The organism is Desulfosporosinus orientis DSM 765 (genome assembly GCF_000235605.1).
Lineage (GTDB): Bacteria > Bacillota > Desulfitobacteriia > Desulfitobacteriales > Desulfitobacteriaceae > Desulfosporosinus > Desulfosporosinus orientis.
In genome coordinates this window covers 5,362,970-5,385,764 of record NC_016584.1, presented here as the reverse complement: position 1 = coordinate 5,385,764, position 22,795 = coordinate 5,362,970, and the positions used below count along the sequence as shown (strand labels likewise).

Sequence of the window (22,795 nt, the reverse complement as noted above, 5' to 3'; positions counted from 1 at the left end):
AAAGATTTCTGTAGGCAAATATTCATATATGCGTAACACCACAATATATTGCTGGGATTCTTCGATACAGATACAAATTGGAAAATTCTGTTCCTTTGCTGACAAGGTGCAAATCGTGGGGGGGCGAGCATGATATAGAATGGGTTTCCACCTACCCGATAATAGACAAGTGGGGTTTGAAACAGTTTAACAGTCTCAAGAAAAGTCGTTATAAAGGTAATATCAATATTGGAAATGATGTCTAGTTTGGCACAGGAGTTACTGTACTTTCAGGAGTAACTATTGGGAATGGAGCATGTGTGGCTGCTGGTGCGGTTGTTGCTAAAGACGTACCGCCGTACAGTATTGTGGGCGGTGTGCCGGCAAAAGTAATACGTTATAGATTTGATGAAGATGTTATCGTCGACCTCCAGAACATTCAATGGTGGAATTGGAGCGAGGAGATAATAAAAAATAGAGTTCAAGATTTCACTGACGTTGAGTTGTTCTGTGAAAAGTATAAATGAAAGTGAGTCAACTAATGAATATTGTGTATGCTTCTGATGATAATTTTGCTGACGTACTGGCTGTGTCTCTCGTATCATTGTTGGAGAATAATAAGAATAACACTGTGAATGTGTACATAATTTCACAGGACATTTCTGACAAGAACAAAGAAAGAATTATTTCTTCTGCCCAGAACTATCAATGTCTGATTGAGTTTATTAATATGCCAAATATCTCGCAGATAATCGGCGAAACTGTTGATATAAAGAGATACTCTGAAAGTATGTTTTCGCGTATTCTGCTAGGAACACTTTTGCCATCAGAAGTAACAAAAGCAATATATATTGATTGTGATACCTTAGTGCTAGACTCGTTGTCACAGCTTTGGGATACAGATTTGAAGGGCAAAACAATCGGTGCAATAAGGGATTCCAGAAATATAAGATATAGCCAGAATTTAGGAATAAAAAGCTCAAATTACTATGTATATTCTGGTATGTTAGTTATGGATTTAGAGAAATATCGAAAACTCTGCTATCAAGTTAAGCTAGTAGACGCAATTAAAGAGTATAACGGTATTCTTGATTTTCCTGACAATGATATCATCTGTAAGTTGCTGCAGGATGATATTTACTATTTACCTCTTAGATACAACATTATTTCGTTGTTTTACATGTGTAAATATAACGAAATATCTGCGGCGAGATGGCCGCAATATATGTACACAGAAGATGAAGTCAATTCAGCAATCAGGAAACCTTGCATCGTACATTTTGACACCTTTTTTATGGTAAACGGTCGCCCGTGGATGCAAAACTGTGACCATAAGATGACACCGGTGTACCTCAAATATAGAGAGAAAACTGCGTGGGCGAATGAACCATTGCGCCCCTCAAGTATGACTAATAAAAGAAGATTAATTCAAATTGTTAGAAAGATCGTACCTCGCTTCATATTTATTCGCCTAATTGGAGTCATGCATGGTCTAATCAGACCTCTATTGCAGAAGAAAAGGCTTACGAGGTGTAGAAATGAGTCATAGTATATCCGATATAAAAATGCAAATTAGGAATTTCTTAAATAATAACTTGATAATCAGAATATTGTTTTTTCCGTATATTTCTGGGAAATCGGCGATAAGCACTTTAAAATTTGCTCACAGCAAAGATGCAAAAGCACTCACCATATTTAAGAATGCATACAAGGGAAAGCGTTGTTTTATTATTGGCAATGGCCCTAGTCTTAATATCGCCGATTTAGAATCGTTAAAAGGCGAAGTTACATTTGGCTGTAACAGGATTTTTAGGCTATACGATAAAACCGAATGGAGACCAGATTTTTGGGTTTGCGTTGAAGAAAAGACGCTATCTGATATATCAATGGAAATACAATTCATTTCTCGGGAATCGACTTGTTTTGTATCCTTGCATGGAAATAAGCTCGGAGTCAAGAAGAATGACAGCATATTCTATATATTCAATCATCAACCATTTTACCTTAGAAAATTCAAGAAACGTGAATCCATAAAGTTTAGTACTGATATCTGTCATTCAACCGAGGCAGGCGAAACGGTTGTTTATAACGCAATACAAATAGCAGTCTATATGGGATTTGAAGACATTTACCTACTGGGAATTGATCACAACTATTCGCAGAGCATAGACGAGAAAGGCAAATTGATTATTAATCGGGAAATTAAGGATTACTTTGGCGATGTAAAGACAACAACTTACAACGTTCAAAACAAGAATATTGCAGATGCTGCTTATAGAACAGCTAAGATGTTTGCGGAATCCCATAATATCAGAATTATTAATTGCACCAGAGGTGGGAAGTTGGAAGCCTTTGAGAGAAAGAGTTTAGAAAAGGTTGTAGAAAAAAATGATTAAAGCGTTGACATTAAGAGACTCTGAAGCAACAGGTACTAATAGTAATCGTTTTAGTAGGTTTCTAATGGTCTTACTTGCTGTTTTGGTACTGGGAGGCACGGATGATACCATTATTGCTAAATATCAAGCATACTTATTTTTCATTATTACGTTATATCTATTTACAAAAAGTCTGTCATCTTCAAATATCGTAATTAATTCAAATAGAATTAAATCAATGCTTCCGGTAGGGTTATTTATAGTACTGCAATTATTCAGTTTCTTCTACACGTTATCTTTTACTTTGACGATTAGATTCATCACATTCTGGTTGTTGTTTTTCGCAATGCTAATTATTGTAATCAATCGAAGGTTTAGCCACAATTTAATTAGTTGCATTAAATGGATATCTGTTGTCTTGGCTATAAGCATTATTCTTTCTTCTATCATGAAGGAAGATTTCGTATCAGTATTCTCGTTTTGGCTTCTCAATAAAGAACGAGTAATTCTTGACATTTATTATGGACAATATTCTGGCCTAGTAGGTGATAGAGCTTTTGCGGCAATTGCGATGTGTACTGGGCTATTCGCTCACATTGCTGATTTGTTTGCGAACAAGCAGAACGCACGATCGATATTATTGAGAATTGGATGTATGTTATTGTTGATTATTGCAATGATGCTTACGGGAAAACGGATAGCACTTATAATGTTATTATTTCCTTTATTGCTAACATTTATGTTCTTCATGAACAGGAAGCATAGAAAACGCGCAATTCTAATTAGCGTAATAGTCGCCGTTTTTGTGTTTTTGGCCACACAGTACATGCCAGAAAGTAAAATCTTAATCGAAAGATTAATGCTTAGTAGTGACTATTCATCGGTAAATGGTAGATTAGAACTATGGAATGCCGCACTGAATATGTTTTTTGAAAACCCGATTTTGGGGCAAGGTTTGGGTAGTTATAACGTCTATAACTATAATCAAGGTACTGGGCAGTTGCAATTTGCGCATAACCAATATCTACAATTCCTACCCGAGGTAGGCATTGTAGGAAGTGTTGTTTTAGTAGCGATCTTTATAGCGAGCCTCAGGACTACACTGTTGGCGCTAAAGGAGGCGAAGACATCACCGGACTCCCAAAATAAGTACATTGCAGTATTTTCTTTCATGACTCAGATATCAATATTTACTTACGGGTTGACAGGTTATCCATTTTACAATTTGCAGCAATTTTATTTATATATTTTAACAATTTCTTTTTCAATTGCTGTCTTAGGAACAAACGATAGTCACACAGTTATTGGAAGAAGAGGTGTATTGAAATGAAAAATGTTGCGGTACTGACATTGTGCGGAAATGGAAATTATGGAGCAAGCTTGCAAGCTTACGCTTTAAACTGGGTTATCCGCAAATTTGGCTTTAATTGTAAGACTGTAAAATACGAGAGAAAATTTAGCAAAGGATCAATTCCTCATCAATCATTTAAGTCAAAGCTGGAGTCAGTGTTAAATCAACCTAGTTTAGCATTAACTCTACCGCACAGATTATTGATGAATGTGCTAATAATAAATAAGCTTCGCCAAAGGGATATGTCGTTCAGTAATTTTGAAACTAGGAGTATTCCCAAAACTGAAAGAAAGTATGTTGGAGCGTCTCAGTTATTTGATATAGTAAACGATTTCGATACTTTTGTTTGTGGTAGCGATAACATATGGAAGCGCACAATGTTTGATCCGGCGATGGCATTAGACTTCGTCCCACAAAACAAAATTAAATTCTCATATGCCGCAGGGCTAAGTGCAGAGTCTCTCAGTGAGATAGAAATTGAAAACATGATACTGCCAATTAGTAGACTTAACGCTATATCTGTTCGTGAGTCGTTTGGCCGCAAACTCCTTTCGCAGTATCTGGACAAGCCTGTAGTTCAAAATGCTGATCCAACTTTGCTTCTCACGAGAGAAGAGTGGCTGGATGTTACAGAGCCTATAGAGTCATTACCTGAAAAGTATATATTTTGTTACTTTTTAGGCAAAAGCAAGGAGCATCGAAAATACGCTAAAGCGTTGTCGAGACAACTGCATTTACCAATAGTCACTCTGCCGCACATGTATAACTATAACAGCGCAGATTCGCGTTTTGGTGATGTGAATCTGTACAGTTGTAGTCCGGCGCAATTCGTTAATTGCTATGAGAAAGCTGAATATGTTTTAACTGATGCTTATCACGGAAGTATTTTTGCAATTATTTTTAATAAGCAATTTATATCATTCTATCGTTTTTTCTCTAAATCAAAAATTGAAGACAATAATAGACTCATTAGCCTATTTGAATATATTGGGATGAACAATAGAGTAGCAAGAAGTGAAGCTGAGTTTTTCGAGCTGTTTCAAGAGAGAATCAATTATGCCGAGATACAGGGGCGTTTGCAGACACGCAGACTTGAAAGCCTGGAATACTTATCGAATATGCTAAATCAGGATTGCGATCATAAAACTTATGAGGGCTGTCAATGAGACGAACTAGTTTAAGCGACAATACAATACTGTTAATGATTGGGACTATTTTATCTAAAGGACTCATGTTTATTATGGTTCCTTTCTTCAGCCGTTGGTTAACAACAGAAGATTACGGAACTTTTGATTTGTATATTTCATATGCGTCTCTATTAGTACCAATTATAAGTTTGTCATCTGGCGAAGGGCTTTTTCGCTATATGGTAGAGGATAACGGTAATGGAAAAATGCAACAGTGTGTCTCAGACGGCTTAATTATAACTGTAGTCGGCTTTGCTCTGTTAACTATTGTCACGAGTATATTGTATTTGTCATTAGGCTGGCAAATGGCATGGCCTTTTTGGTTATTACTATCCTCTGAGCTATGGAATAAATACCTACAATCCTTCTTGAGGGGCATTAAAAGGCTCGATATATATTCATATACAAGTGCAATTTCCGTAATCTTTATTGCAATAGCGGTTACGGTATTTGTAAAAGTCCTTGAAATGTCCTTGTCCGGCATTGTAATAGGCTACGGGCTGGGCTATTCGCTGGGTTGTTTGCTCATAATCGTCTGGTCAAAATACCCGAAATATGTTTCCGTGAACACGGTTTCATTATTAGGTGCAAAAAAGTTAATTACGTATTCTTATAAATTGATAGCTAACAGCATCTCTTGGTGGGTGATGAATGTTTCGGATAGAATAATAATTAGTGTAATACTTGGTGCGGCTACAAACGGTGTCTATGCAATAGCCAATAAAATCCCTGCGATTGTTTCTTCTGTAATCAGTATGTTCTCAATCTCTTGGCAGCAATCTGCATCAGAGATGTATAGGGATGAGAACCGGTCTTCATATTACAATTCAATCTTTCAAAAGTTAGCCAAGATCACTCTAACTTTTAGCGCGTGCTTACTGAGCGTAAATTTTATTTTGTTTGATTACGTGTTTGACATTAAGTACAGCTCGGGTAGATTCTACTCCCCGATATTATTAACAGCAATTGTTTTCTTTACGCTGTCGAACTTCATGGGTGGTATTCAAATCAGTTTATTTCAACCGGAAAACAACAGCCGATCAGCAATCGTCGGAGCTATAGTCAATGTACTGTTGACAATAGCCCTCATCAATGTGATTGGTTTATATGCTCCGGCTTTTGCTACATTAATCTCTTACGCTGTTACATATTTCATTCGTCAGTATAAATTAAGACGTATCGTACGATTTCAGATAACACCTTTAATTGTATGGTGTGTTTTGTACTATGTCTATTTTGTTATCATGGCATTAGTAAATGCAAATCACATTTTAAATACAATTAATATAATTGTTGCAATACTTGCTTTCATACTAATAAATAAAGAGTTATTCAATAAATACTATCGACGCATGAGAAGATTATTGATTTCGAAACAGTTCTGAAGGAGGTTCAATCATAATGATAACTACCGCAATTATGCCAATAAAGCTGACTAACGAACGCTTCCCGGGCAAGAATACAAAATTACTAGGAGACAAGCCGCTCTTACAGTACGAATTGGATAGTCTGTTACAACTGGAAATGTTAGACAGTGTCAACGTCTATTGTAGCGACGAGACCGTATGCAGCTATTTGCCTGCCAATGCTAGATTCGTTAAGCGCCCAGAGTACTTGGATTTGCCGACTTCAAATTTTACACAGATATTTGATTCGTTTATGAAAGAAGTAGATTCCGATATCTATGTGTATGCTCATGCTACTGCTCCCTTTATCACCTCGGAAACCATGAGGCAATGCATCGAGGCGGTAGCTTCTGGTAAGTACGATTCAGCCTTCTGCGCTGTAAAAATACAGGACTATCTTTGGCAAGACGGAGAGCCTCTTAATTTTGATCCAACCAATGTGCCGCGCAGTCAAGACCTTAAGCCTATATACCGTGAAACATCCGGAGTTTATGTATTTACACGCGAAGCTTATGAGAAATGCCACCGCCGCATAGGTTTGAATCCTTTCGTTAAAGAGGTAACTTTCAAAGAAGCTGTCGATATCAACAATCCTGAAGACTTTCGCTTGGCTGAAGCTCTTCTAGATCTAGATGTCTGAATTAACCGTGGACAAATTACAAGGAGGCGATGCGAACATGAATTCAATAAAGGTGTTAGATGTTACGCTCCGAGATGGTGGTTGTGTAAACGAATTTAACTTCGGGCAAGACTACATGGATAAGATACTAGAGGCGCTGGAGCGTTCCGGCGTAGACTTTATCGAGCTGGGATACATTGATGAGAAAAACGGATCGGTGTCGGGGCGCACCCAATACTCCAATGAGCAGGTGATTTCCACGAGTTTTCTAAAGCATAAGCTACCTGGTATTACATATGTAGCAATGATGGATTACGGGAAATTCGATGTCGATAAGTTTCAGGACAGGCAAGAAAGTGGAATAGACGGAATTAGGCTTGCATTCCATAAGAAGAACTGGAAAGATGTTACAACACTCGGACGTACAATAATTGACAAAGGATACCAATTTTACGTTCAGCCTATGCTTACTTTGCGCTATTCTGACATGGAATTGCTTGAGCTAATTAAGTCCGTTAACGAGTACCTTCCCGATGCCTCTGGTTTCTATATAGTTGATAGTTTTGGTGAAATGCGCGGAACAGATGTTACGCGATTAATGCATTTGGTTGACAACAATTTGAATCCCGGAATTGCGCTCGGATTTCACTCTCACAACAATCTGCAGCTATCCTATTCCAATGCAATGTCATTACTTTCCTTCCCCACAAACAGAAACCTTATGCTTGACGCATCTGTAATGGGGATGGGCAAGGGCGCCGGTAATCTTAATACAGAACTGTTGCTAGAGCATTTGAATCTTTACTATGGCAAGACCTACAGAATAGCCCCGCTTTTGGAGTTGATCGACCAAGTTATCAATACCCTCCATAAAGAAATGTACTGGGGTTACGCTGCTGAATACTATCTGTCTTCTGTCAACCACTGTACGCCAAGCTATGCTGGGCATTTTTATAACAAGCATATGCTTCCCATTGATCAGGTCGCAGAATTGCTAGGGATGATTGAAGAAGACAAGAAGAACTCATTTGATAGGCAGTATGCGGAAAACCTATATCTGAAATACAATGCCAGCAAGACTTTTGATGATACAGATGTTGTCGATAGACTCAGAAAACAATTTGCCGGAAAAAGGGTTCTTCTGGTGGCACCCGGCAAGAGTATAAAAGACGCTGCTGACAAAATAAGCGAGATTGTAACGGACAGAGACGTTGTCTCTATCAGTTTGAATAACTTCGAATATGATACAGATTATGTTCTGACCACGCGCGCAGAGGTATTTGCCGAAGCACAAGAGCGCGGGAAGGCAATCATTGCTCCATCGCGCCTGACACAAATATGTATGGATATGGTTCAGGTCATCGACTACCAAAAGTGGATTATTGTCGACGATGAAACATATGACTCTTCAAGTGTTATCGCTTTAAGGCTTCTTGAAGAACTTGGTGCCAGAGAAATTATACTTGCGGGTTTTGATGGATTCTCAATTAATATCAACGAAAACTACTTCAACACTACATTACGCCACCCAGTAACCGAGGAGCAGGCAGTGCAAAGAAATGAGTTTTATAAGAATCTGATAGGCAGAGTATCTGAAAAGGTGAAAGTTAGATTTCTTACAAAATCGCTGTATCAGTAGTCACCGGGTGGTTGATTAATTTCAAGAGGTAAAATGATGGTTAAACTCAGCATGATTGTTCTCGATGTCGACGGGACTTTGACTGACGGAAAAATTACATACGGTACTGGCGAGGCAGAACTTAAGTCCTTCAACATCAAGGATGGGCTGGTAATAAAGGCTATGCAAGTTATCGATTTGCCGGTGATACTCCTCACTGGACGCAAGTCGGATGCTGTTAGTCGTCGAGGCGCAGAACTAGGGTGTATTGTTTTTGATAATGTTTCGGATAAGGTGACGGTATTGAAGGAAATCTGTGCAAATAGAGACATAATGCTTAGTGAAGTGCTCTATATTGGCGACGACCTCAATGATTATGCCGCCATGAGGCTGTGTGGGTTGCGTGGCTGTCCGTCTGATGCTGTAGAAGAAATATGTAAAATATCTAATTTTGTATCATCAAAAAATGGTGGTGATGGTGCGGTTAGAGAAATCACGGAGCATTATTTGAGACATGCTGATCTCTGGTGCACTGTCCTCGAACACTATAATATTATTTAATGACATTTTGATAATATCCCAAACAGAACCAAGGAGCCACCACCAAGCCAATGAACCAACTCCGCTCATTCAAGGACGTAATCGCAAACAGCTGCTACGGCGGAAACGAGAATGCCATGTCTTGCCATGCCCTTGAACACCTTGACGCGCTCGCTGAATAATCCGGGCTAAAATGAGGTTCTTCCGCATATTTGAGTATAAACGGGTAAAATAAAAAGCTAGTAATTATTTCAGCCCTAAGCAGATTCAAACTCGCGCTTCCATACATGGTGCGTTTAATCATTTTCAGTCGATTGTTATTCCCCTCGATAAAACCATTACTATACTCGCTTATGACTGAATTCTTTATTGCTTCAAAATCTCTTAGAAACCCATTGGCAAATGATTTTAGGTTCTTAATTTTACTCTTAACATACTTGTCTATAAATCTTTCTAAGAGGGTGATACTTTTGTGGACATAGATTTCTCTGAAGTCAGAAATGCAGTCTGGGATTTCTTTCAGCAAAGGATACTTCTCCAAGAGGAAATTAATATCTAGCGTTGAGATTTTAGTATTTGACTAAAGGTAGTTTAACACTTTGCCTCTTTCAATATAACGATCTGGTGGTTTAGCTTTATTTCGCTTGGCACCCACAATATTACGGTGGTCACCGTTCCGGACAGGTTCATGGGACCTTTGTTTTCTTCTCAGACATAGTCGCAGCCCCTTTCTTGGTAGATTTGGTGTGGTAACTTTATCTTTCCAAAGCGGCTGCTTCTATGTCCTTCTTTTTTGGAACATAATTTTCTATTTGCGAAATTTATAATACATTATCTTCCCGCTGGTCACCCTTCCGGTTCGGTACCAGGTACCTCGCTTTTCTTCAATAGTTTTACATTTATATTTTATGTTACGATAGCCTCTTCAGTAAGAGACACTCTGGAAGCGGCAAGAATTATCATTGGCACAAACAGTCTAGAAGCAGAGGATACGCTGATGGCAATCTACGAGCCCTTTGGCCTGCCCATTGTATCTGTTTCAAGACGGTCAGCAGAGATGATTAAATACGCTGCCAATGATTTTCTGGCCTTAAAGATATCCTATATGAATGATATAGCTAATCTTTGCGAGCTGGTGGGCGCGGATATTGAAGACGTGGCAAAAGGGATGGGCTATGATAGCCGTATCGGCAGCAGATTCCTGAATGCAGGTATAGGATACGGAGGCAGCTGCTTCCCGAAAGATACCAAAGCCCTGGATTACCTAGCTACTCTCCATGGCTATGAGCTGCGGACTGTTAAGGCCGCAATTGATGTGAATAAGGACCAAAAGGTCCTCTTATATAAGAAGGCTTGCCAGAGACTGATTACGTTTAATGGTTTAAAAGTGGCTGTGCTGGGCTTAACCTTTAAGCCTGGGACGGATGATTTGCGAGAGGCCCCATCCTTGGATAACATCCCCTTACTATTATCTCAGGGTGCAGACATTTATGCTTATGATCCTGTGGGTGCCGAAAACTTCAGAAAAAGATATCCCGAATCAGGTTCAGATCAGGAAGGAAAACATGGCAAAGGAAGAATACACTATGTAAGGAGTGCCGAAGAAGCATTAGACAATGCCAATGTATGCTTTATTTTTACCGAATGGGGAGAAATCAAAGGGGTTATGCCTGAAACCTATAAGAGATTCATGCGCACACCCCTTGTCTATGACGGCAGGAATATTTATGATGTCAACGAGATGAGGGACAGTGGTGTGGAGTATTATTCCATCGGCAGGAAGTAGTAATAAGTATTTCCTGACAAAAGGAGAAATTATTAATTATGATTGAAGGATATAAAGAATTAGATCCGAGTAAGTGCTATTTCGTCACTGGTGGGGCAGGTTTCATTGGCTATTTCTTATCCAAAAAGCTCTTGGAATTAGGGTGCCGGGTTATCGCTATAGATAATATGAACGATTACTATGATGTTAATTTAAAAGAGAGCCGGCTGAAACAGTTGGAAGGACAGGAGGGCTTTACCTTTATCCGGGGGGATATTTCAGATAAAAAAACTGTGATGAAGGTCTTTGCAGAGTTTAAGCCCCAGATTGTAGTGAACCTGGCAGCCCAGGCGGGGGTTCGTTATTCCATTGAAAATCCCGATTCATACATTCAGAGCAATATGATAGGCTTCTTCAACGTCTTAGAGGCCTGCCGTCACAACCCTGTCGAACACCTAGTCTATGCATCCTCCAGTTCTGTTTACGGCGCCAATACAAAAGTGCCCTTTTCCACAGAGGATAAGGTGGATAATCCGGTCTCTCTGTACGCTGCTACCAAGAAATCCAATGAATTAATGGCTCATACCTATAGTCAATTGTTTGGTATCCCTTCTACAGGTTTGCGCTTTTTTACGGTTTATGGTCCCATGGGTAGGCCGGACATGGCCTATTTCGGCTTCACCCAGAAGATATTTAAGGGTGAGATCATCAAGGTCTTTAATTTTGGCGACTGCTATAGGGACTTTACGTATATTGATGATATCGTGGAATCTGTGGCTAGGATATTGTGCAATCCGCCGGCTAAGAAAGTGGATGAGGACAGCATTTTAAATGGCATACAATATGCCGTGTACAATATCGGCAATAATCAGCCGGAGCATTTAATGGATTATATTGCTGCTTTGGAAAAGGCCTTGAGCAAAGCTGTCGGTAGAGTGGTTGTCGCGGAGAAGGAGTTTCTTCCCATGCAGCCTGGTGATGTTAAGGCTACCTACAGCGATAGTTCACCTTTGGTCAGGGATTTTGATTTTAAACCCGGCATGAGTATAGAAGAGGGTTTGCAGAGATTTGCGGATTGGTATGTAGATTATTATCAGGTCAAGTGATTAGCGGAAATCAGCCTTTCGGATAGGGCTTCCTCTGAACAGCGATGGATACAAATAGAGCAAAAACTCATGTAAACTGAGTTTTTGCTCTATTTGCTGACTTCCTGAACTTCGGGACTCCACGGAAGGTAATATTCAAGGTATTTTGGGTGTTGTCGGTTAACTTTAGACAAGGTTTTCTTACTCTGCTTTTTCTAGGTAAACGACTAAAGCCCGTGTACTGGCGTCAAAAAGGGTATGATCTATACAATACACAGTGTCTCGGACTTGAACCGTACTGGATTTCAGCATGGCATTAATTTCTGCTTCATTATAAAGCCAGGGGGATTTATTTAATTCATTTTGATTAGTTATAAAGTATACTCTTACCTCAGGACATTGAGTACTTATTGGGCACCCCTCTTTTGATTTGTAGTATTTGCTTCGACACAATAAGGGTAATTCCTGCAAATTTAGTTAAATGTATTTAACAATTTTCTTTACTAAATAATTTTTAAGTCTGCAAAAGCAGGATGAATCAGGGTATGTTTATTTCCAGATCTACTATTGGAGCAATATAGATGAAAGATACATTGACATGAAAATTATTAGAGAATATCAAGAAAGAAGGCGAAGTCAGGCAGAAATTAAAATTACATAACCTTCGCTTTTTCGACATAAATCTAATATTTAACGTGATATAATGACTTAAAAGTTGAAAATTAGTACTGTTGCGATAAAGGCAAACTTAGTGAAAACTAAGGACGCAAAGCTATGGGTCTTCCGGGTAAAGCTGATGACTGCCAAGCCACCGAAAATTGCGAGATATTTGCTATTATCGCTTTACTCTTTGAGTTGAGCGATTTTTATTTTTCTAAGTTTAATAAGGAAAGCCTGAGAATACTATATTGGGGAGGGCAATAGAATGAAATTCGTTCTTATATATTTAGTTGCTTTGTCACTCGTCTTGCTTTTTAACTACGGAGCCCATGCTAAAGAAAGAGAGCTGGGGGAAGAAAAGAGAGAAGGAGAAGAAAAAGACAAATTGCTTTTTAAGGAGTTCCCTAATCAAACAAGCTTTGCTTGTGGAAGTAAGCCTTAATAAGACGCTAAATTGGCGTCTTTTTTGCTGTGGTGGCGCTGAAGAAACTTTTTATTGGAATAGTGAAATTTTTAACATATATTCACTACTTCGACATGTTTCGCTGGCAATCTAGAATATAGTAGTTGATATGGACAACTTTTTACTTACTAAAATTTTGTCGTTGTAAATGGTAAAGTATTGTTCAAAAGAATGAAGGAGTTATGGAGGAGTGTGAGAAGTTGCGTAGGTTAATAAGTTTATTATTTATTGGTATTTTCTTTTTGGTGGGGTGTGCCAATTCTCCCAAGCCGGAATCGACGGTCTCCAGCTTTATTGATGCTGGAAAGAAGTTTGATCTAGCCCAAATGGCTGAAATGGTTACTCCCACGGACTCAAATGGTAAAGAAAAGATCAGCGATGTAATGAAAGATAATGGGGAAGGGAGTAAAAATCAGTATCAGAAGTATTTTATAGACTACTGCAAAGAAAATGCAGCTAAAATCACATACGCTGTAAAAGAGTCGAAAATAGAAAATGATAAGGCTACAGTCACTGTGGATTTCAAATATGTAGATGGGGGGCCGGTTCTTAAGGCTACTCTTGGAGACGTTTTGTCCAAAGCCTTATCCTTAGCCTTCACAGGGGTCGAGATGAACGATGAAGATATGGGGCAAATGTTTGTTTCTGCCATGCAAACCCAGAAGGAGACTGTAAAAGAATCCTTCCTGGAAAAAACTATCGATATCAAGCTGACTAAGGTGGATAATCAATGGTATATAGATCAGCCTAGTGATGAACTGCTGGACGTGTTCACATCGAATTTTGTTTCAGTTGGAAATGAGATTAACAATTCCATGAATTCATCTTCAAGCAACGCTGAATAACAAGGAGAAGGGGAGAAAATGAAATGACGGATGAATTTATGGCAGCGGAAAACGCCATAGGGATTTTCAATGGGATACACATGAAAAAGGAAAAGGGGGTACTTTGGTTTAGCTATAAAGATCTTAAAGATGAAGGCATAATAACTCATTAAAATGAGGAGAAGAAAGAGTGATTTCCTCTCCATACCTTGCAATTCACTTCAAAAAAGCTATAATTAGGAATAGGTGGAAATTAAAAAGTCGCCGTGACCTGAAAGTGCGCTAACACTTCCAGGCACGCGCAGGTGTGGTAGCACCTACACGTAACAGACTGTCCACGACGACATGTTTATTATACAATGTTGCCCGTTTGTGCACAAGCAAGGTGTATGTGGCAGGTGAAGGGAGTATAATAAGATGTTGGCAGGGAGCAGACTGTGCGGCTTCACGCAGCAGGAGATTCAGCCTATTCTGACCCAGGCAGCGGAAAGAACTGGGTGTTTAGGATTCAGCAAATAACGAAGCACAGCGCATGTGTAGGGTGAAAAAGACCTCGCATGCGCTTTTTGATTTCCCCTATAAGAGCAGACGGCAGGCCCGGGTTCTGCCCCCGGAGCCTTGCCTCTGCTTGAAATAGGGGGTAGAGACGGCAATGATGGATTATAAAATCATGTATTTTAAGCTGGCGGCAAAAGTTGCAGATGCCCTGGATATCCTGTTAAAAGCACAGCAGGAGGGAGAAACCCAATTCATGGATGAAGAGCCGGCTTCCGGTCTCAAAGTCATAACCATTAAAGATGAAAGCCCTGATTCCGAATAGCCTTCAGCAGAGGTCTGGGCATGTCCGAGAATCGTCCGCGCGGACGATTCTCGGACATGCCCTTCTGGAGTAAGTTGTCACCCTTACTGGGTAAACCCATATTATATTAAAACAAAGAGAAAGGACTTGGGAATAATATGGGGGATCTCATGCCGGAGCGTACACTGCCTTTAATCGCGGCTGAAATCAATATCATTAAAGAACAGACGAAAAAAATAGTGCTGAGTAACTTTGTCGAAATCGGACGGCGGCTGGCAGAGGCTAAGAGTCAGATCAAGTATGGGGAATGGGGAACATGGCTGAAAGAGGAAGTCGGCTTTTCCCAGAGAAGAGCGGAAAAATTGATGCTCCTCTATGACGCTTACGGGAGTCTGGGGCCCGCCTTAGCAGAAGACGGGGCCCAGGACGGGAAGCTGCCGAATTTGAACTACACCCATGCCTTGATTCTCCTGGGAGTGCCTGAAGAAGACCGGGTGCAATTAATCAGCGACATGGACCTGGAAAGTATGACGACCCGGGAGTTGGAGCAGGTGGTTAATGAGCTAAAACAGACTAAACAGGAACAGGCCGATCTTCAAAAAAACCTGGCTGAGGAAAGTGAGAAGACGATCCAACTGGCTGAGGAGGTGAACCGCCTGAAAAAAGAAAGCGATGAATTGCGGAGGTCACAGCAAAAGCTGCAGCAGGATTTAGAGAAAAAGGTCCTGGAACATCAGAAGCTGGCGCAAAACTCGAATTTGAAAAGCTACCAAAGGGTGAGCAATGAGTTGGCGGCTGTCCAGATCAAGCTGCTTACCTCTAAAATCGCTTTTCGCTATGAGGCCTTGGAGAAAGTTTACAATGAACTGAGTTATGAGATGAATCTGCTGGCCAAGGTTGATGCTCAGGTGCATGGGGAGTATCAGAAGATGCTGAATGGTTTTTTGGTTAAGGCTATGGAGGCGAGGATGGGTTAGAATTATGCCAGCCATATTGTCAGCTTGTCAATTACACCGATTGGAACGATGTTAGTTTTGGAAAGAGCCTCCTTTACCATAGTGTGCAAAATGTGCCAAGAATATTTTGATAGTTGAGCTTGGCGCAGGTAAAAGCTACGTCTGTGAATGGTGAAGTGAAGAGCCGGATGCCTTATAGGGCAAGTCCGGTTCTGTGAGGGCTTGGGGTTGTGAGACCCCAGATACTCGATCTTCGCGGAATTTGTCGCACTTAATTTAAAGATTAAAAGAGATTCGATTTGTCTTTACGACATTTCAAATCTCTTTTATCTAGTGTTGAAGTACCTAAAGCAAACATGTTGAATTCAATTTAATATCCGCATTAAGTCATAATTGCGAAACTTTTTGTTCCTCTTGGTTATCTCATCTGTATATAGTAGACCCGCTTCGGATAAAGTTTTTAACCCTTTTCGAGCAGTAGCCGGAGATATCTTTAAACTTTCTGATACTCTAGCAGCAGTTGTAACGGGATCAGAAAAGGTATATAACCAAATATTTTTCTCAGATTCAAGCATACATTTTCTAATCCCAAGCGCAGCTAGTTTTTCGGCTTCTTTTAGTTTATGCAATAATGAATCAGCCATTCGACCACAAGAGATTACATAGAATTTGATCCAAGAGTACCAATCAGGATGATCGCCTCTGACTCCATTTAACAAAGCATAATATCGAGCGCGTTCTCTCTCTAGTTCCTCGCTAACAAGGAAAACGGGAACTTCAACAAGCTCTTCTTTGATGGCAAGAAGTACAATAAGGATTCTTCCAAGTCTGCCGTTTCCGTCTAGAAATGGATGGATTGATTCAAATTGAGCATGTACTATGGCTGTTTTGATAATGGGATCACTTTCTTCGTCAAATACAAATCCATCAGTTTTGTTAAACTTGCTAAAACTATTATGGGGAGTACTGTTGATAAAGAACTCTAAATTTTCCATGTAACTATCGATTTCATGCGCACCAATAGGAATATATACAGCGTCTTCAATTCTATTTGTTGGTCCAATAAAGTTTTGGATTCTTCTAAACTCTCCACCTGATGAATTCGTTCCCCGAGCATGTTCCATCAATGTGGCGTGAAGGTCTTTGATCATTCTAGTACTTATCGGATACCCGTTTTTAATAAGGGAGGCCCCGTATTGGAGTGCTTTATGATAGTTCAGAACCTCAATTTTTTCCCAACTCGGATTCTCATTTCCGCGATCTTCTAGCATTTCTGAAAAGGTGACCTGTGTTCCCTCAATTCGTGTCGATTGAACGGATTCTTTTAAAGAAAACATACTAACTATGGAATCGTTAACGATTGAATGATTAAATTCGCTTTTCAGACGTCCAATCTTTTTATTGACTCCTGCAAGTAACTGAAAAATCTCTAAGGCCTTAATATTTGGTACGGCAATTGGTAATTTTTCAACTCCTTTTTTAGCCACATCATCTCCTCCTTAAGTTAATTTGTATTTTAATTTTACTTAATACAAATAGTTAAGTCAATTATATCAAAAAAATTACTTTATATATGTTATAACATTTTTCTAGAGATTTATTACTATTTAATTTACAAATGCTTATTAAAGTCCTCGGGGACTGGTGCTTCCCGGAATTTGTCTTGATGCATAATGTCAGCGAATCCCTTGCAGGTCGCGTCGGAGTTATTAACATGTTGGGTTTATCGACTAACTGGTATGTTCCTGTATGGATGATCTAATTTGATAAATGGGAACCCGGTGCCTTGCCTTTGCTTGAAATAGGGAAAGACAAGAGAGAAGGCTGAACCCTTGGGGGCAGCCTCCTCTCTTATCCATTCCTATTCTATATGAGGATTTTGATATGGGAATAATCCAAAGTATTCACAAACTCTGTTGATTTTTTAGCATACTTTTCAGCCACCAGCATATGGATCCCAATCAGGGTTCCGGCAAGGGAGGTCAGATAATCACATAGATCGTCGACATCGATGTCAATCATATTATTGAAATAGCGGTCAAGTATTTCTTTGCGGCCTCCGCCATCCGCCATCCGCATTAGTTGTCGCTGCATCTCAGTCAAAGGAATGTTAAAATCTTTGGCATAGTTCTCATAGACCTGATCAATAAAGGGATATGCCAACATATAGTTGTGCTCGGAGTTATTGACCTCGATATAAAAACGCCGGTTATTATCATCTCCGAGAATGATACGGTAATAAATCCTTGTGGCATAAAAATGCAGCTGATAACTGTCAGGAAGTTCGGCTAGGTTTTCTTTAAGAAAGGCATAAATGGTTTCCAAAAAATCATTATAGATTTCCCTGACGATCTGATATTTTTTGCGGAAATAATAGGGAACAGCGGATAACGATACCTCAGCTTCCTCGGTGATCATTTTGAGGGTGCTGTTTTTATAGCCATGATTATAGAATATCTTCTTAGCAGCTTCGACAATTCTGTCCCTGGTTTCTATTCCCTTGGGATACATTTTTTCCTGTTTCACTGATTTCACTGCCTTTTACTAAGTACTGACGTATTTTTTATAACATGTATTCTGTTCTAACGTCAAGATCCAGTTCATGATTTGGCTAAACTAAAAATGGGACTGCTGCACATTATCGTATAATTCTTACGCAGCAGTCCCATTTTTAGTATTAGGCTGAATTCCAAAGAAATCCTGAAAGGGATTATTGTGACTTTCTGGCAGCGATTTCCTCCTGCATCTTTTTCAGACTTTGCGGGGTGATACGATAAAGAAGGGTGAGCATGAGCAAGCCGATGAGCATAATGATTGCCGGATAAAGTGTGATTCCGTTTTTAACCCCTGCTACCAGCGCCGGAGTGGTTTCCATATTGGCTACATACCCGGCTCCGGTAAGCACGGCTGTAATGATTACGCTTCTGACAAATATCGCGATTTTGATGGGGAAATTAATCAGGGACATGATAAATCCTCTGGCATTCTTCCCGGTCTTCCATTCGCCGTAATCCACTGTGGCAGAATACATGGGTACGGACAGTGCGTCCGGCATGGCATAACCAATGTAGGCAATAAACATTACGATCATGAAGGAAATATAATTCATAGGCAGAGCCCAGATTGCCAGCAGGCAGATAATGAAAATACTCACAGATAAGATATAGGCTCTTCGTTCTCCCAGTCGTTTGGCAATGGGATTAGAGATGAACGCACCTACAAAGATGACAACATTCAGTCCGGTAAAGAAGATCGTCAGAACGGCAAGATTTGTAACAACGTATTTAAAGTAATAAAAAGCTAAACCAAAGATAACGAACCGGCCCAGGTATCTTCCCAATTCCCCCAGCATCAGACCGAGCAGCGGTGGGTTTACAGCAATCTGCGTCAGCATTTGACCGATGGACATTTTTTCCTGAGGGGCGCCTGAGGCAGCCGTACCATGGTAGGCATAGTCCTTGGTCAGGAAGTAGAGCACATAGTAACAGACAACCATGACAATACCGGTGAGGATAACTGTAAGCATATGACCATTTCCGGGAGAAAGCTTGCCAAAATACGTGATTAACGGCAAACCGATCAAAGAAAAGGCGATAGCACCCAAACCGTTGAACATACCCCGGTTGGAACCCATAGCGATTCTTTCTTCTCTAACTGTGGTCATAGCAGAATTCAGGGCGATATGGCCGGCATAATAAATATTCCAAATAAGATGGCTGACAACAAATCCAATGGTAACGATGATGGCGTTGGTCATAGGTGAGCCGATTTTAGAAAATTGCAGAATAAAGAAGAAGGCGGCAAAGGGAGGACCGACAAATAACCAAGATCGGTATTTCCCCCATTTCATATTGCTTTTTTCTAAAATGATACCTGCTGTCGGGACCCAGAGAATATCAAAAATACTGGTGATCAGCAAAACTTTGCCAACCAGGCTCATGGGAAGATCAGCATAGTCCGTCATAAACGCGGCGAAATAGAATACTTCCATGTTAACCATAAGCTGGAATCCAAATGAGGGCAAACCGTAGAGATTAATGATTGATTTCTTTAAACTTTTCATAAACGTCCTCCCTACATAATACTTCATAGAGCCCATCCTTGTTTGACTTTTCATCTTCTCCTTTCTTAAAGGTTATCTATTACTCTTATCAAGTAATATCGTTGTTTATCGATACCGGAATAATTGCACACCCCCAAGCAGGCCAGTTAGAATCTTCTGACTATAGTATTTATGACTGCTTTTACAAATATATTATTTTCACATTGCTATTTTGTCAATATATTTTATTAATTCATTATGTTTTTACTAAATTGTATATTGACATGAATTCTAAATCGACTTAGAATTATATTCAATTCCTGATAGTTAATTTGTTTTGAATTTTCGTACTATTGTAGTGAATTTGTATCCAAATTTACAATTAGAAGGGGAGTTTGACTTGATTATTATAGGAGAAAAGATTAACGGTGCTATCCCATCCGTTGCTAAGGCTATTTCCGAAAAAAACGCGGACTTTATCCGCAACTTGGCTAAAATCCAGACGGAAGCCGGGGCCAACTTCATTGATGTCTGCGCTTCCACGGATGTCAGCATAGAAGTCGAGACCCTGAAATGGCTGATCGACCTAGTCCAGGAAGTGACCGACACCCCGATCTGTATCGACAGCCCCCATGCTCAGGCTATCGTGGAAACGATCCCGTTCTGCAAAAAGCCAGGACTCATCAACTCTGTATCCGGGGAAGGTGACAAAATCAACGTGATATTTCCGGTCATCGCCGATACTGAATGGGAATGCGTAGCGCTGCTCTGCGATGACAGTGGAATTTCCAAGACCGCTGAAAAACGTTTGGAAGTCTTCACAAATATTATGAAACGTGCTCAAGAATTCGGTATTGCCCCTTCCCGTCTGCATATTGATCCCCTCGTCGAAATGCTCTGCACTTCTGAAGAGGGGATCATCATGATCGTAGACGTCATGAAGGAAATTAAACGGCAGTATCCGGAGATCCATATCATAGGCGGCTGCAGCAATGTTTCCTTCAATCTGCCCGTCCGTAAGCTAGTGAACCAGGCCTTCATAGTTTTAGCGATGAACGCCGGTATGGACAGCGGCATCATCGACCCGACCAACCAGGATCTCCTCGGCATGATCTTTGCCACGGAAGCCATGCTGGGCCAAGATGAGTACTGCATGGAATACATCGGCGCTTTCAGGGAAGGAAAGTTCGGTCAGAAGAAATAGTCGGCGCAAACCTAATTATCAAGTAAGTAAAATAATCTGAATTATAGGAGGCCTATGAAAATGACAAAAATTAATGAAGTCAAAGCTATGGTGGAAGCAGGAAAAGCGAAACTAGTACCCGGACTGGTCCAGGAAGCTTTGGACGCAGGCAGCAGCGCTAACGACATTCTTCAGGCTATGGTTGATTCAATGAAAGTCATCGGGGATAAATTCTCGGCGGGAGAGATATTCGTTCCGGAAATGCTCATGGCAGCTAAATCCATGAACAGAGGTGTGGATGTCCTGAAACCGTTGTTGGTCGGGGACAGCAGCAGCTCCCATGGCACTTGCATTATTGGCACCGTTGCAGGGGACTTACACGATATCGGCAAGAACCTGGTTGCCATGATGATTGAAAGCGCCGGCTTCACCGTAGTCGACCTGGGTGTTGATGTCTCCACCGACCGATGGGTGGAAGCGATTAAACAACATGAGAACGTAACCATAGTTGCTTGTTCAGGTCTTTTGACCACCACCATGCCGGCTATGAGAGAAGCAGTTCAAACCATTAAAGGCAGCGGACTGACCGGTGTCAAGGTCATCGTCGGCGGCGCGCCTGTAACCCAGGACTATGCCAATGAGATTGGCGCGGACGGCTTTGCTCCCGATGCCGGCAGCGCGGCGGTTAAAGCCGTTGAGCTGTCTAAACAATAAGCAGGCAGCTAATCGTCGTTAGATTGAGATGCCAAAAGATAGAAAATACCTTTCGGAATGAAGGAGGACGATTCAATGCTTACCAAAAGGCAAAATTTAGTCGAGGTTATTAAAGGCGGAAACCCGGACCGTTTCGTGAAGCAGTACGAAGCTTTTAAGATGATCATGAAAACCCCTATTACTCGTCTTAAACCCCCCGTCGGCGGAGAAATCAAGAATGAATGGGGTGTTACCCTCCGCTGGCCGGAAGGTCAGCTGGGTTCCTTTCCTGTTCATACTCAGGATCTCAAAGTGATTAAGGATATAACCAAATGGCGGGATAGTGTTAAAGCGCCGCAACTGATTTATCCTGAAGAAGCATGGGAAGAAGCGAAAGCATTTGTGGCTCAAATCAACCGCGAAGAGGAATTTGCGACAATTTTCGTTGCTCCTGGAATCTTTGAACACCTTCATTACCTGATGGGAATGGAGGACGCTTTGATGAATTTCTACGAGGAACCCGAAGCCATGCACGAGCTCATCGATTTCCTTACGGATTTCGAACTTGGGTTAGCGAAGGAGTTTGTTGACCATCTCCATCCTGACGCGCTGTTCCATCATGACGATTGGGGCAGTCAGAAAAACTCTTTCATTTCCCCCGAAATGTTCAAAGAGTTCATCCTGCCTGCTTATAAAAAAATCTATGGTTTTTACAAAGCCAACGGTGTCGAGTTGGTCGTCCATCACAGCGACAGCTATGCCGCCAACCTGGTTCCCTTTATGATTGAAATGGGAATCGATATTTGGCAAGGCGTTATGACGACGAACAATACACCGGAATTGATCAAACAATACGGCGGCCAGATCACGTTCATGGGCAATATTGACAGCGGTGTGATTGACTTCCCTGGCTGGACACGGGAAAATATCGCCGAACACGTTGAGAGAGCGTGCCGGACTTGCGGTAAACTTTATTTTATCCCCGGCGCCAGTCAGGGTCTTGGCGTCAGTTCTTTCCCCGGCGTCTATGAGGCCACGGACGAGGAGATCGACCGTATGAGTAAGATCATGTTCTAAAGGAAAACGCGGCAAAGCACCCAATTCACCTTTTATGGTTGAATTTGGGTGCTTTTTTAGATGTTGATTATTCCCCTGTTGTAAGAGATTGGATTGGTATGTGAAGTATTATATGGTACAATGAACAGGTTGTGAAAACTTGGCTTTTAGTATAAACAGCCTATCATAAGGAC

22 protein-coding genes, 1 pseudogene and 1 riboswitch are annotated in these 22,795 nt (G+C 40.7%); of the genes and pseudogenes, 19 read left to right on the top strand and 4 right to left on the bottom strand.

What is annotated here, in order from left to right:
• Nucleotides 1-299: 299 nt before the first annotated feature.
• The 9 genes from DESOR_RS24965 to DESOR_RS24925 are packed head-to-tail and all read left to right on the top strand — an operon-like array spanning nt 300 to nt 9,096.
• Complete coding sequence (locus DESOR_RS24965; protein WP_148265322.1) at nt 300-506, top strand: LbetaH domain-containing protein; 207 nt, start codon at nt 300-302, stop codon at nt 504-506.
• Complete coding sequence (locus DESOR_RS24960; protein ID WP_014187381.1) at nt 503-1,528, top strand: glycosyltransferase family 8 protein; 1,026 nt, start codon at nt 503-505, stop codon at nt 1,526-1,528. The genes DESOR_RS24965 and DESOR_RS24960 overlap by 4 nt, the downstream gene beginning before the upstream one ends.
• On the top strand, nt 1,518-2,375 hold the full coding sequence (locus DESOR_RS24955; protein ID WP_014187380.1) for a 6-hydroxymethylpterin diphosphokinase MptE-like protein: 858 nt from the start codon (nt 1,518-1,520) through the stop codon (nt 2,373-2,375). The genes DESOR_RS24960 and DESOR_RS24955 overlap by 11 nt, the downstream gene beginning before the upstream one ends.
• Complete coding sequence (locus DESOR_RS24950) at nt 2,368-3,684, top strand: O-antigen ligase family protein (RefSeq protein WP_042331649.1); 1,317 nt, start codon at nt 2,368-2,370, stop codon at nt 3,682-3,684. Before DESOR_RS24955 ends, DESOR_RS24950 begins: the two co-directional genes overlap by 8 nt.
• Nucleotides 3,681-4,871 carry a polysaccharide pyruvyl transferase family protein gene (locus DESOR_RS24945; RefSeq protein ID WP_014187378.1) on the top strand — a complete coding sequence of 397 codons (1,191 nt, stop codon included), beginning with the start codon at nt 3,681-3,683 and terminating at the stop codon, nt 4,869-4,871. Before DESOR_RS24950 ends, DESOR_RS24945 begins: the two co-directional genes overlap by 4 nt.
• The gene (locus tag DESOR_RS24940; RefSeq protein ID WP_014187377.1) at nt 4,868-6,277 is read left to right on the top strand and encodes a lipopolysaccharide biosynthesis protein; all 1,410 of its coding nucleotides are present in this window, start codon (nt 4,868-4,870) and stop codon (nt 6,275-6,277) included. The genes DESOR_RS24945 and DESOR_RS24940 overlap by 4 nt, the downstream gene beginning before the upstream one ends.
• Before the next feature lie 16 nt (nt 6,278-6,293).
• Nucleotides 6,294-6,938 carry an acylneuraminate cytidylyltransferase family protein gene (locus tag DESOR_RS24935; protein WP_014187376.1) on the top strand — a complete coding sequence of 215 codons (645 nt, stop codon included), beginning with the start codon at nt 6,294-6,296 and terminating at the stop codon, nt 6,936-6,938.
• A gap of 37 nt (nt 6,939-6,975) precedes the next feature.
• Nucleotides 6,976-8,556, top strand: a complete 1,581-nt coding sequence (locus tag DESOR_RS24930) for an aldolase catalytic domain-containing protein (RefSeq protein ID WP_014187375.1) — start codon at nt 6,976-6,978, stop codon at nt 8,554-8,556.
• A 33-nt stretch (nt 8,557-8,589) separates the two neighbouring features.
• Nucleotides 8,590-9,096, top strand: coding sequence for a KdsC family phosphatase (locus tag DESOR_RS24925; RefSeq protein WP_081468560.1), 507 nt, complete (start codon nt 8,590-8,592; stop codon nt 9,094-9,096).
• A gap of 94 nt (nt 9,097-9,190) precedes the next feature.
• Here DESOR_RS24925 and DESOR_RS31095 read toward each other — a convergent pair whose 3' ends face one another.
• Nucleotides 9,191-9,616 (bottom strand): transposase, encoded by a 426-nt coding sequence (locus tag DESOR_RS31095; RefSeq protein ID WP_427854220.1) that lies wholly within the window; start codon nt 9,614-9,616, stop codon nt 9,191-9,193.
• 384 nt (nt 9,617-10,000) lie between these two features.
• Here DESOR_RS31095 and DESOR_RS24915 point away from each other — a divergent pair.
• From DESOR_RS24915 to DESOR_RS24900, 7 genes and pseudogenes are all read left to right on the top strand, one after another.
• A pseudogene (locus DESOR_RS24915) lies at nt 10,001-10,861 on the top strand (UDP-glucose dehydrogenase family protein); the annotation flags it as partial.
• Nucleotides 10,862-10,899: 38 nt separating this feature from the next.
• Nucleotides 10,900-11,946 carry an SDR family NAD(P)-dependent oxidoreductase gene (locus DESOR_RS24910; RefSeq protein WP_014187373.1) on the top strand — a complete coding sequence of 349 codons (1,047 nt, stop codon included), beginning with the start codon at nt 10,900-10,902 and terminating at the stop codon, nt 11,944-11,946.
• Nucleotides 11,947-12,656: 710 nt separating this feature from the next.
• Nucleotides 12,657-12,741, top strand: a riboswitch (cyclic di-GMP riboswitch).
• 109 nt (nt 12,742-12,850) lie between these two features.
• The gene (locus tag DESOR_RS29545) at nt 12,851-13,027 is read left to right on the top strand and encodes a hypothetical protein (RefSeq protein WP_014187370.1); all 177 of its coding nucleotides are present in this window, start codon (nt 12,851-12,853) and stop codon (nt 13,025-13,027) included.
• A 221-nt stretch (nt 13,028-13,248) separates the two neighbouring features.
• On the top strand, nt 13,249-13,893 hold the full coding sequence (locus DESOR_RS24905; RefSeq protein ID WP_014187369.1) for a DUF4878 domain-containing protein: 645 nt from the start codon (nt 13,249-13,251) through the stop codon (nt 13,891-13,893).
• A 23-nt stretch (nt 13,894-13,916) separates the two neighbouring features.
• Nucleotides 13,917-14,045 carry a hypothetical protein gene (locus DESOR_RS30765; RefSeq protein WP_014187368.1) on the top strand — a complete coding sequence of 43 codons (129 nt, stop codon included), beginning with the start codon at nt 13,917-13,919 and terminating at the stop codon, nt 14,043-14,045.
• Nucleotides 14,046-14,524: 479 nt separating this feature from the next.
• A complete protein-coding gene (locus DESOR_RS29540; protein ID WP_014187367.1) occupies nt 14,525-14,692 on the top strand; it encodes a hypothetical protein in 168 nt (55 codons plus the stop codon).
• Between the two features lie 149 nt (nt 14,693-14,841).
• The gene (locus DESOR_RS24900; RefSeq protein WP_014187366.1) at nt 14,842-15,648 is read left to right on the top strand and encodes a DUF3102 domain-containing protein; all 807 of its coding nucleotides are present in this window, start codon (nt 14,842-14,844) and stop codon (nt 15,646-15,648) included.
• Between the two features lie 344 nt (nt 15,649-15,992).
• Here DESOR_RS24900 and DESOR_RS24895 read toward each other — a convergent pair whose 3' ends face one another.
• The 3 genes from DESOR_RS24895 to DESOR_RS24885 all read right to left on the bottom strand — a co-directional run bounded on the left by DESOR_RS24895 (nt 15,993) and on the right by DESOR_RS24885 (nt 19,690).
• A complete protein-coding gene (locus tag DESOR_RS24895) occupies nt 15,993-17,114 on the bottom strand; it encodes a Fic family protein (RefSeq protein WP_014187365.1) in 1,122 nt (373 codons plus the stop codon).
• A gap of 379 nt (nt 17,115-17,493) precedes the next feature.
• Nucleotides 17,494-18,153 carry a TetR/AcrR family transcriptional regulator gene (locus tag DESOR_RS24890; protein WP_042331644.1) on the bottom strand — a complete coding sequence of 220 codons (660 nt, stop codon included), beginning with the start codon at nt 18,151-18,153 and terminating at the stop codon, nt 17,494-17,496.
• A gap of 184 nt (nt 18,154-18,337) precedes the next feature.
• Nucleotides 18,338-19,690, bottom strand: a complete 1,353-nt coding sequence (locus DESOR_RS24885) for an MFS transporter (RefSeq protein WP_014187363.1) — start codon at nt 19,688-19,690, stop codon at nt 18,338-18,340.
• 379 nt (nt 19,691-20,069) lie between these two features.
• Here DESOR_RS24885 and DESOR_RS24880 point away from each other — a divergent pair, with 379 nt between their 5' ends.
• The 3 genes from DESOR_RS24880 to DESOR_RS24870 all read left to right on the top strand — a co-directional run bounded on the left by DESOR_RS24880 (nt 20,070) and on the right by DESOR_RS24870 (nt 22,622).
• Nucleotides 20,070-20,873, top strand: a complete 804-nt coding sequence (locus tag DESOR_RS24880; RefSeq protein ID WP_014187362.1) for a methyltetrahydrofolate cobalamin methyltransferase — start codon at nt 20,070-20,072, stop codon at nt 20,871-20,873.
• 60 nt (nt 20,874-20,933) lie between these two features.
• Nucleotides 20,934-21,566, top strand: coding sequence for a corrinoid protein (locus DESOR_RS24875; RefSeq protein WP_014187361.1), 633 nt, complete (start codon nt 20,934-20,936; stop codon nt 21,564-21,566).
• 75 nt (nt 21,567-21,641) lie between these two features.
• Nucleotides 21,642-22,622, top strand: a complete 981-nt coding sequence (locus DESOR_RS24870) for a uroporphyrinogen decarboxylase family protein (RefSeq protein WP_014187360.1) — start codon at nt 21,642-21,644, stop codon at nt 22,620-22,622.
• Nucleotides 22,623-22,795 lie beyond the last annotated feature (173 nt).

Coding starts and splice junctions, on each gene's coding strand:
- DESOR_RS24945 (WP_014187378.1), top strand. CDS start 3,681: ATGAAAAATGTTGCGGTACTGACATTGTGCGGAAATGGAAATTATGGA.
- DESOR_RS24930 (WP_014187375.1), top strand. CDS start 6,976: ATGAATTCAATAAAGGTGTTAGATGTTACGCTCCGAGATGGTGGTTGT.
- DESOR_RS24950 (WP_042331649.1), top strand. CDS start 2,368: ATGATTAAAGCGTTGACATTAAGAGACTCTGAAGCAACAGGTACTAAT.
- DESOR_RS30765 (WP_014187368.1), top strand. CDS start 13,917: ATGACGGATGAATTTATGGCAGCGGAAAACGCCATAGGGATTTTCAAT.
- DESOR_RS24910 (WP_014187373.1), top strand. CDS start 10,900: ATGATTGAAGGATATAAAGAATTAGATCCGAGTAAGTGCTATTTCGTC.
- DESOR_RS24870 (WP_014187360.1), top strand. CDS start 21,642: ATGCTTACCAAAAGGCAAAATTTAGTCGAGGTTATTAAAGGCGGAAAC.
- DESOR_RS24925 (WP_081468560.1), top strand. CDS start 8,590: ATGATGGTTAAACTCAGCATGATTGTTCTCGATGTCGACGGGACTTTG.
- DESOR_RS24875 (WP_014187361.1), top strand. CDS start 20,934: ATGACAAAAATTAATGAAGTCAAAGCTATGGTGGAAGCAGGAAAAGCG.
- DESOR_RS24900 (WP_014187366.1), top strand. CDS start 14,842: ATGCCGGAGCGTACACTGCCTTTAATCGCGGCTGAAATCAATATCATT.
- DESOR_RS24935 (WP_014187376.1), top strand. CDS start 6,294: ATGATAACTACCGCAATTATGCCAATAAAGCTGACTAACGAACGCTTC.
- DESOR_RS24885 (WP_014187363.1), bottom strand. CDS start 19,690: ATGAAAAGTTTAAAGAAATCAATCATTAATCTCTACGGTTTGCCCTCA.
- DESOR_RS24960 (WP_014187381.1), top strand. CDS start 503: ATGAAAGTGAGTCAACTAATGAATATTGTGTATGCTTCTGATGATAAT.
- DESOR_RS24955 (WP_014187380.1), top strand. CDS start 1,518: ATGAGTCATAGTATATCCGATATAAAAATGCAAATTAGGAATTTCTTA.
- DESOR_RS29545 (WP_014187370.1), top strand. CDS start 12,851: ATGAAATTCGTTCTTATATATTTAGTTGCTTTGTCACTCGTCTTGCTT.
- DESOR_RS29540 (WP_014187367.1), top strand. CDS start 14,525: ATGATGGATTATAAAATCATGTATTTTAAGCTGGCGGCAAAAGTTGCA.
- DESOR_RS24940 (WP_014187377.1), top strand. CDS start 4,868: ATGAGACGAACTAGTTTAAGCGACAATACAATACTGTTAATGATTGGG.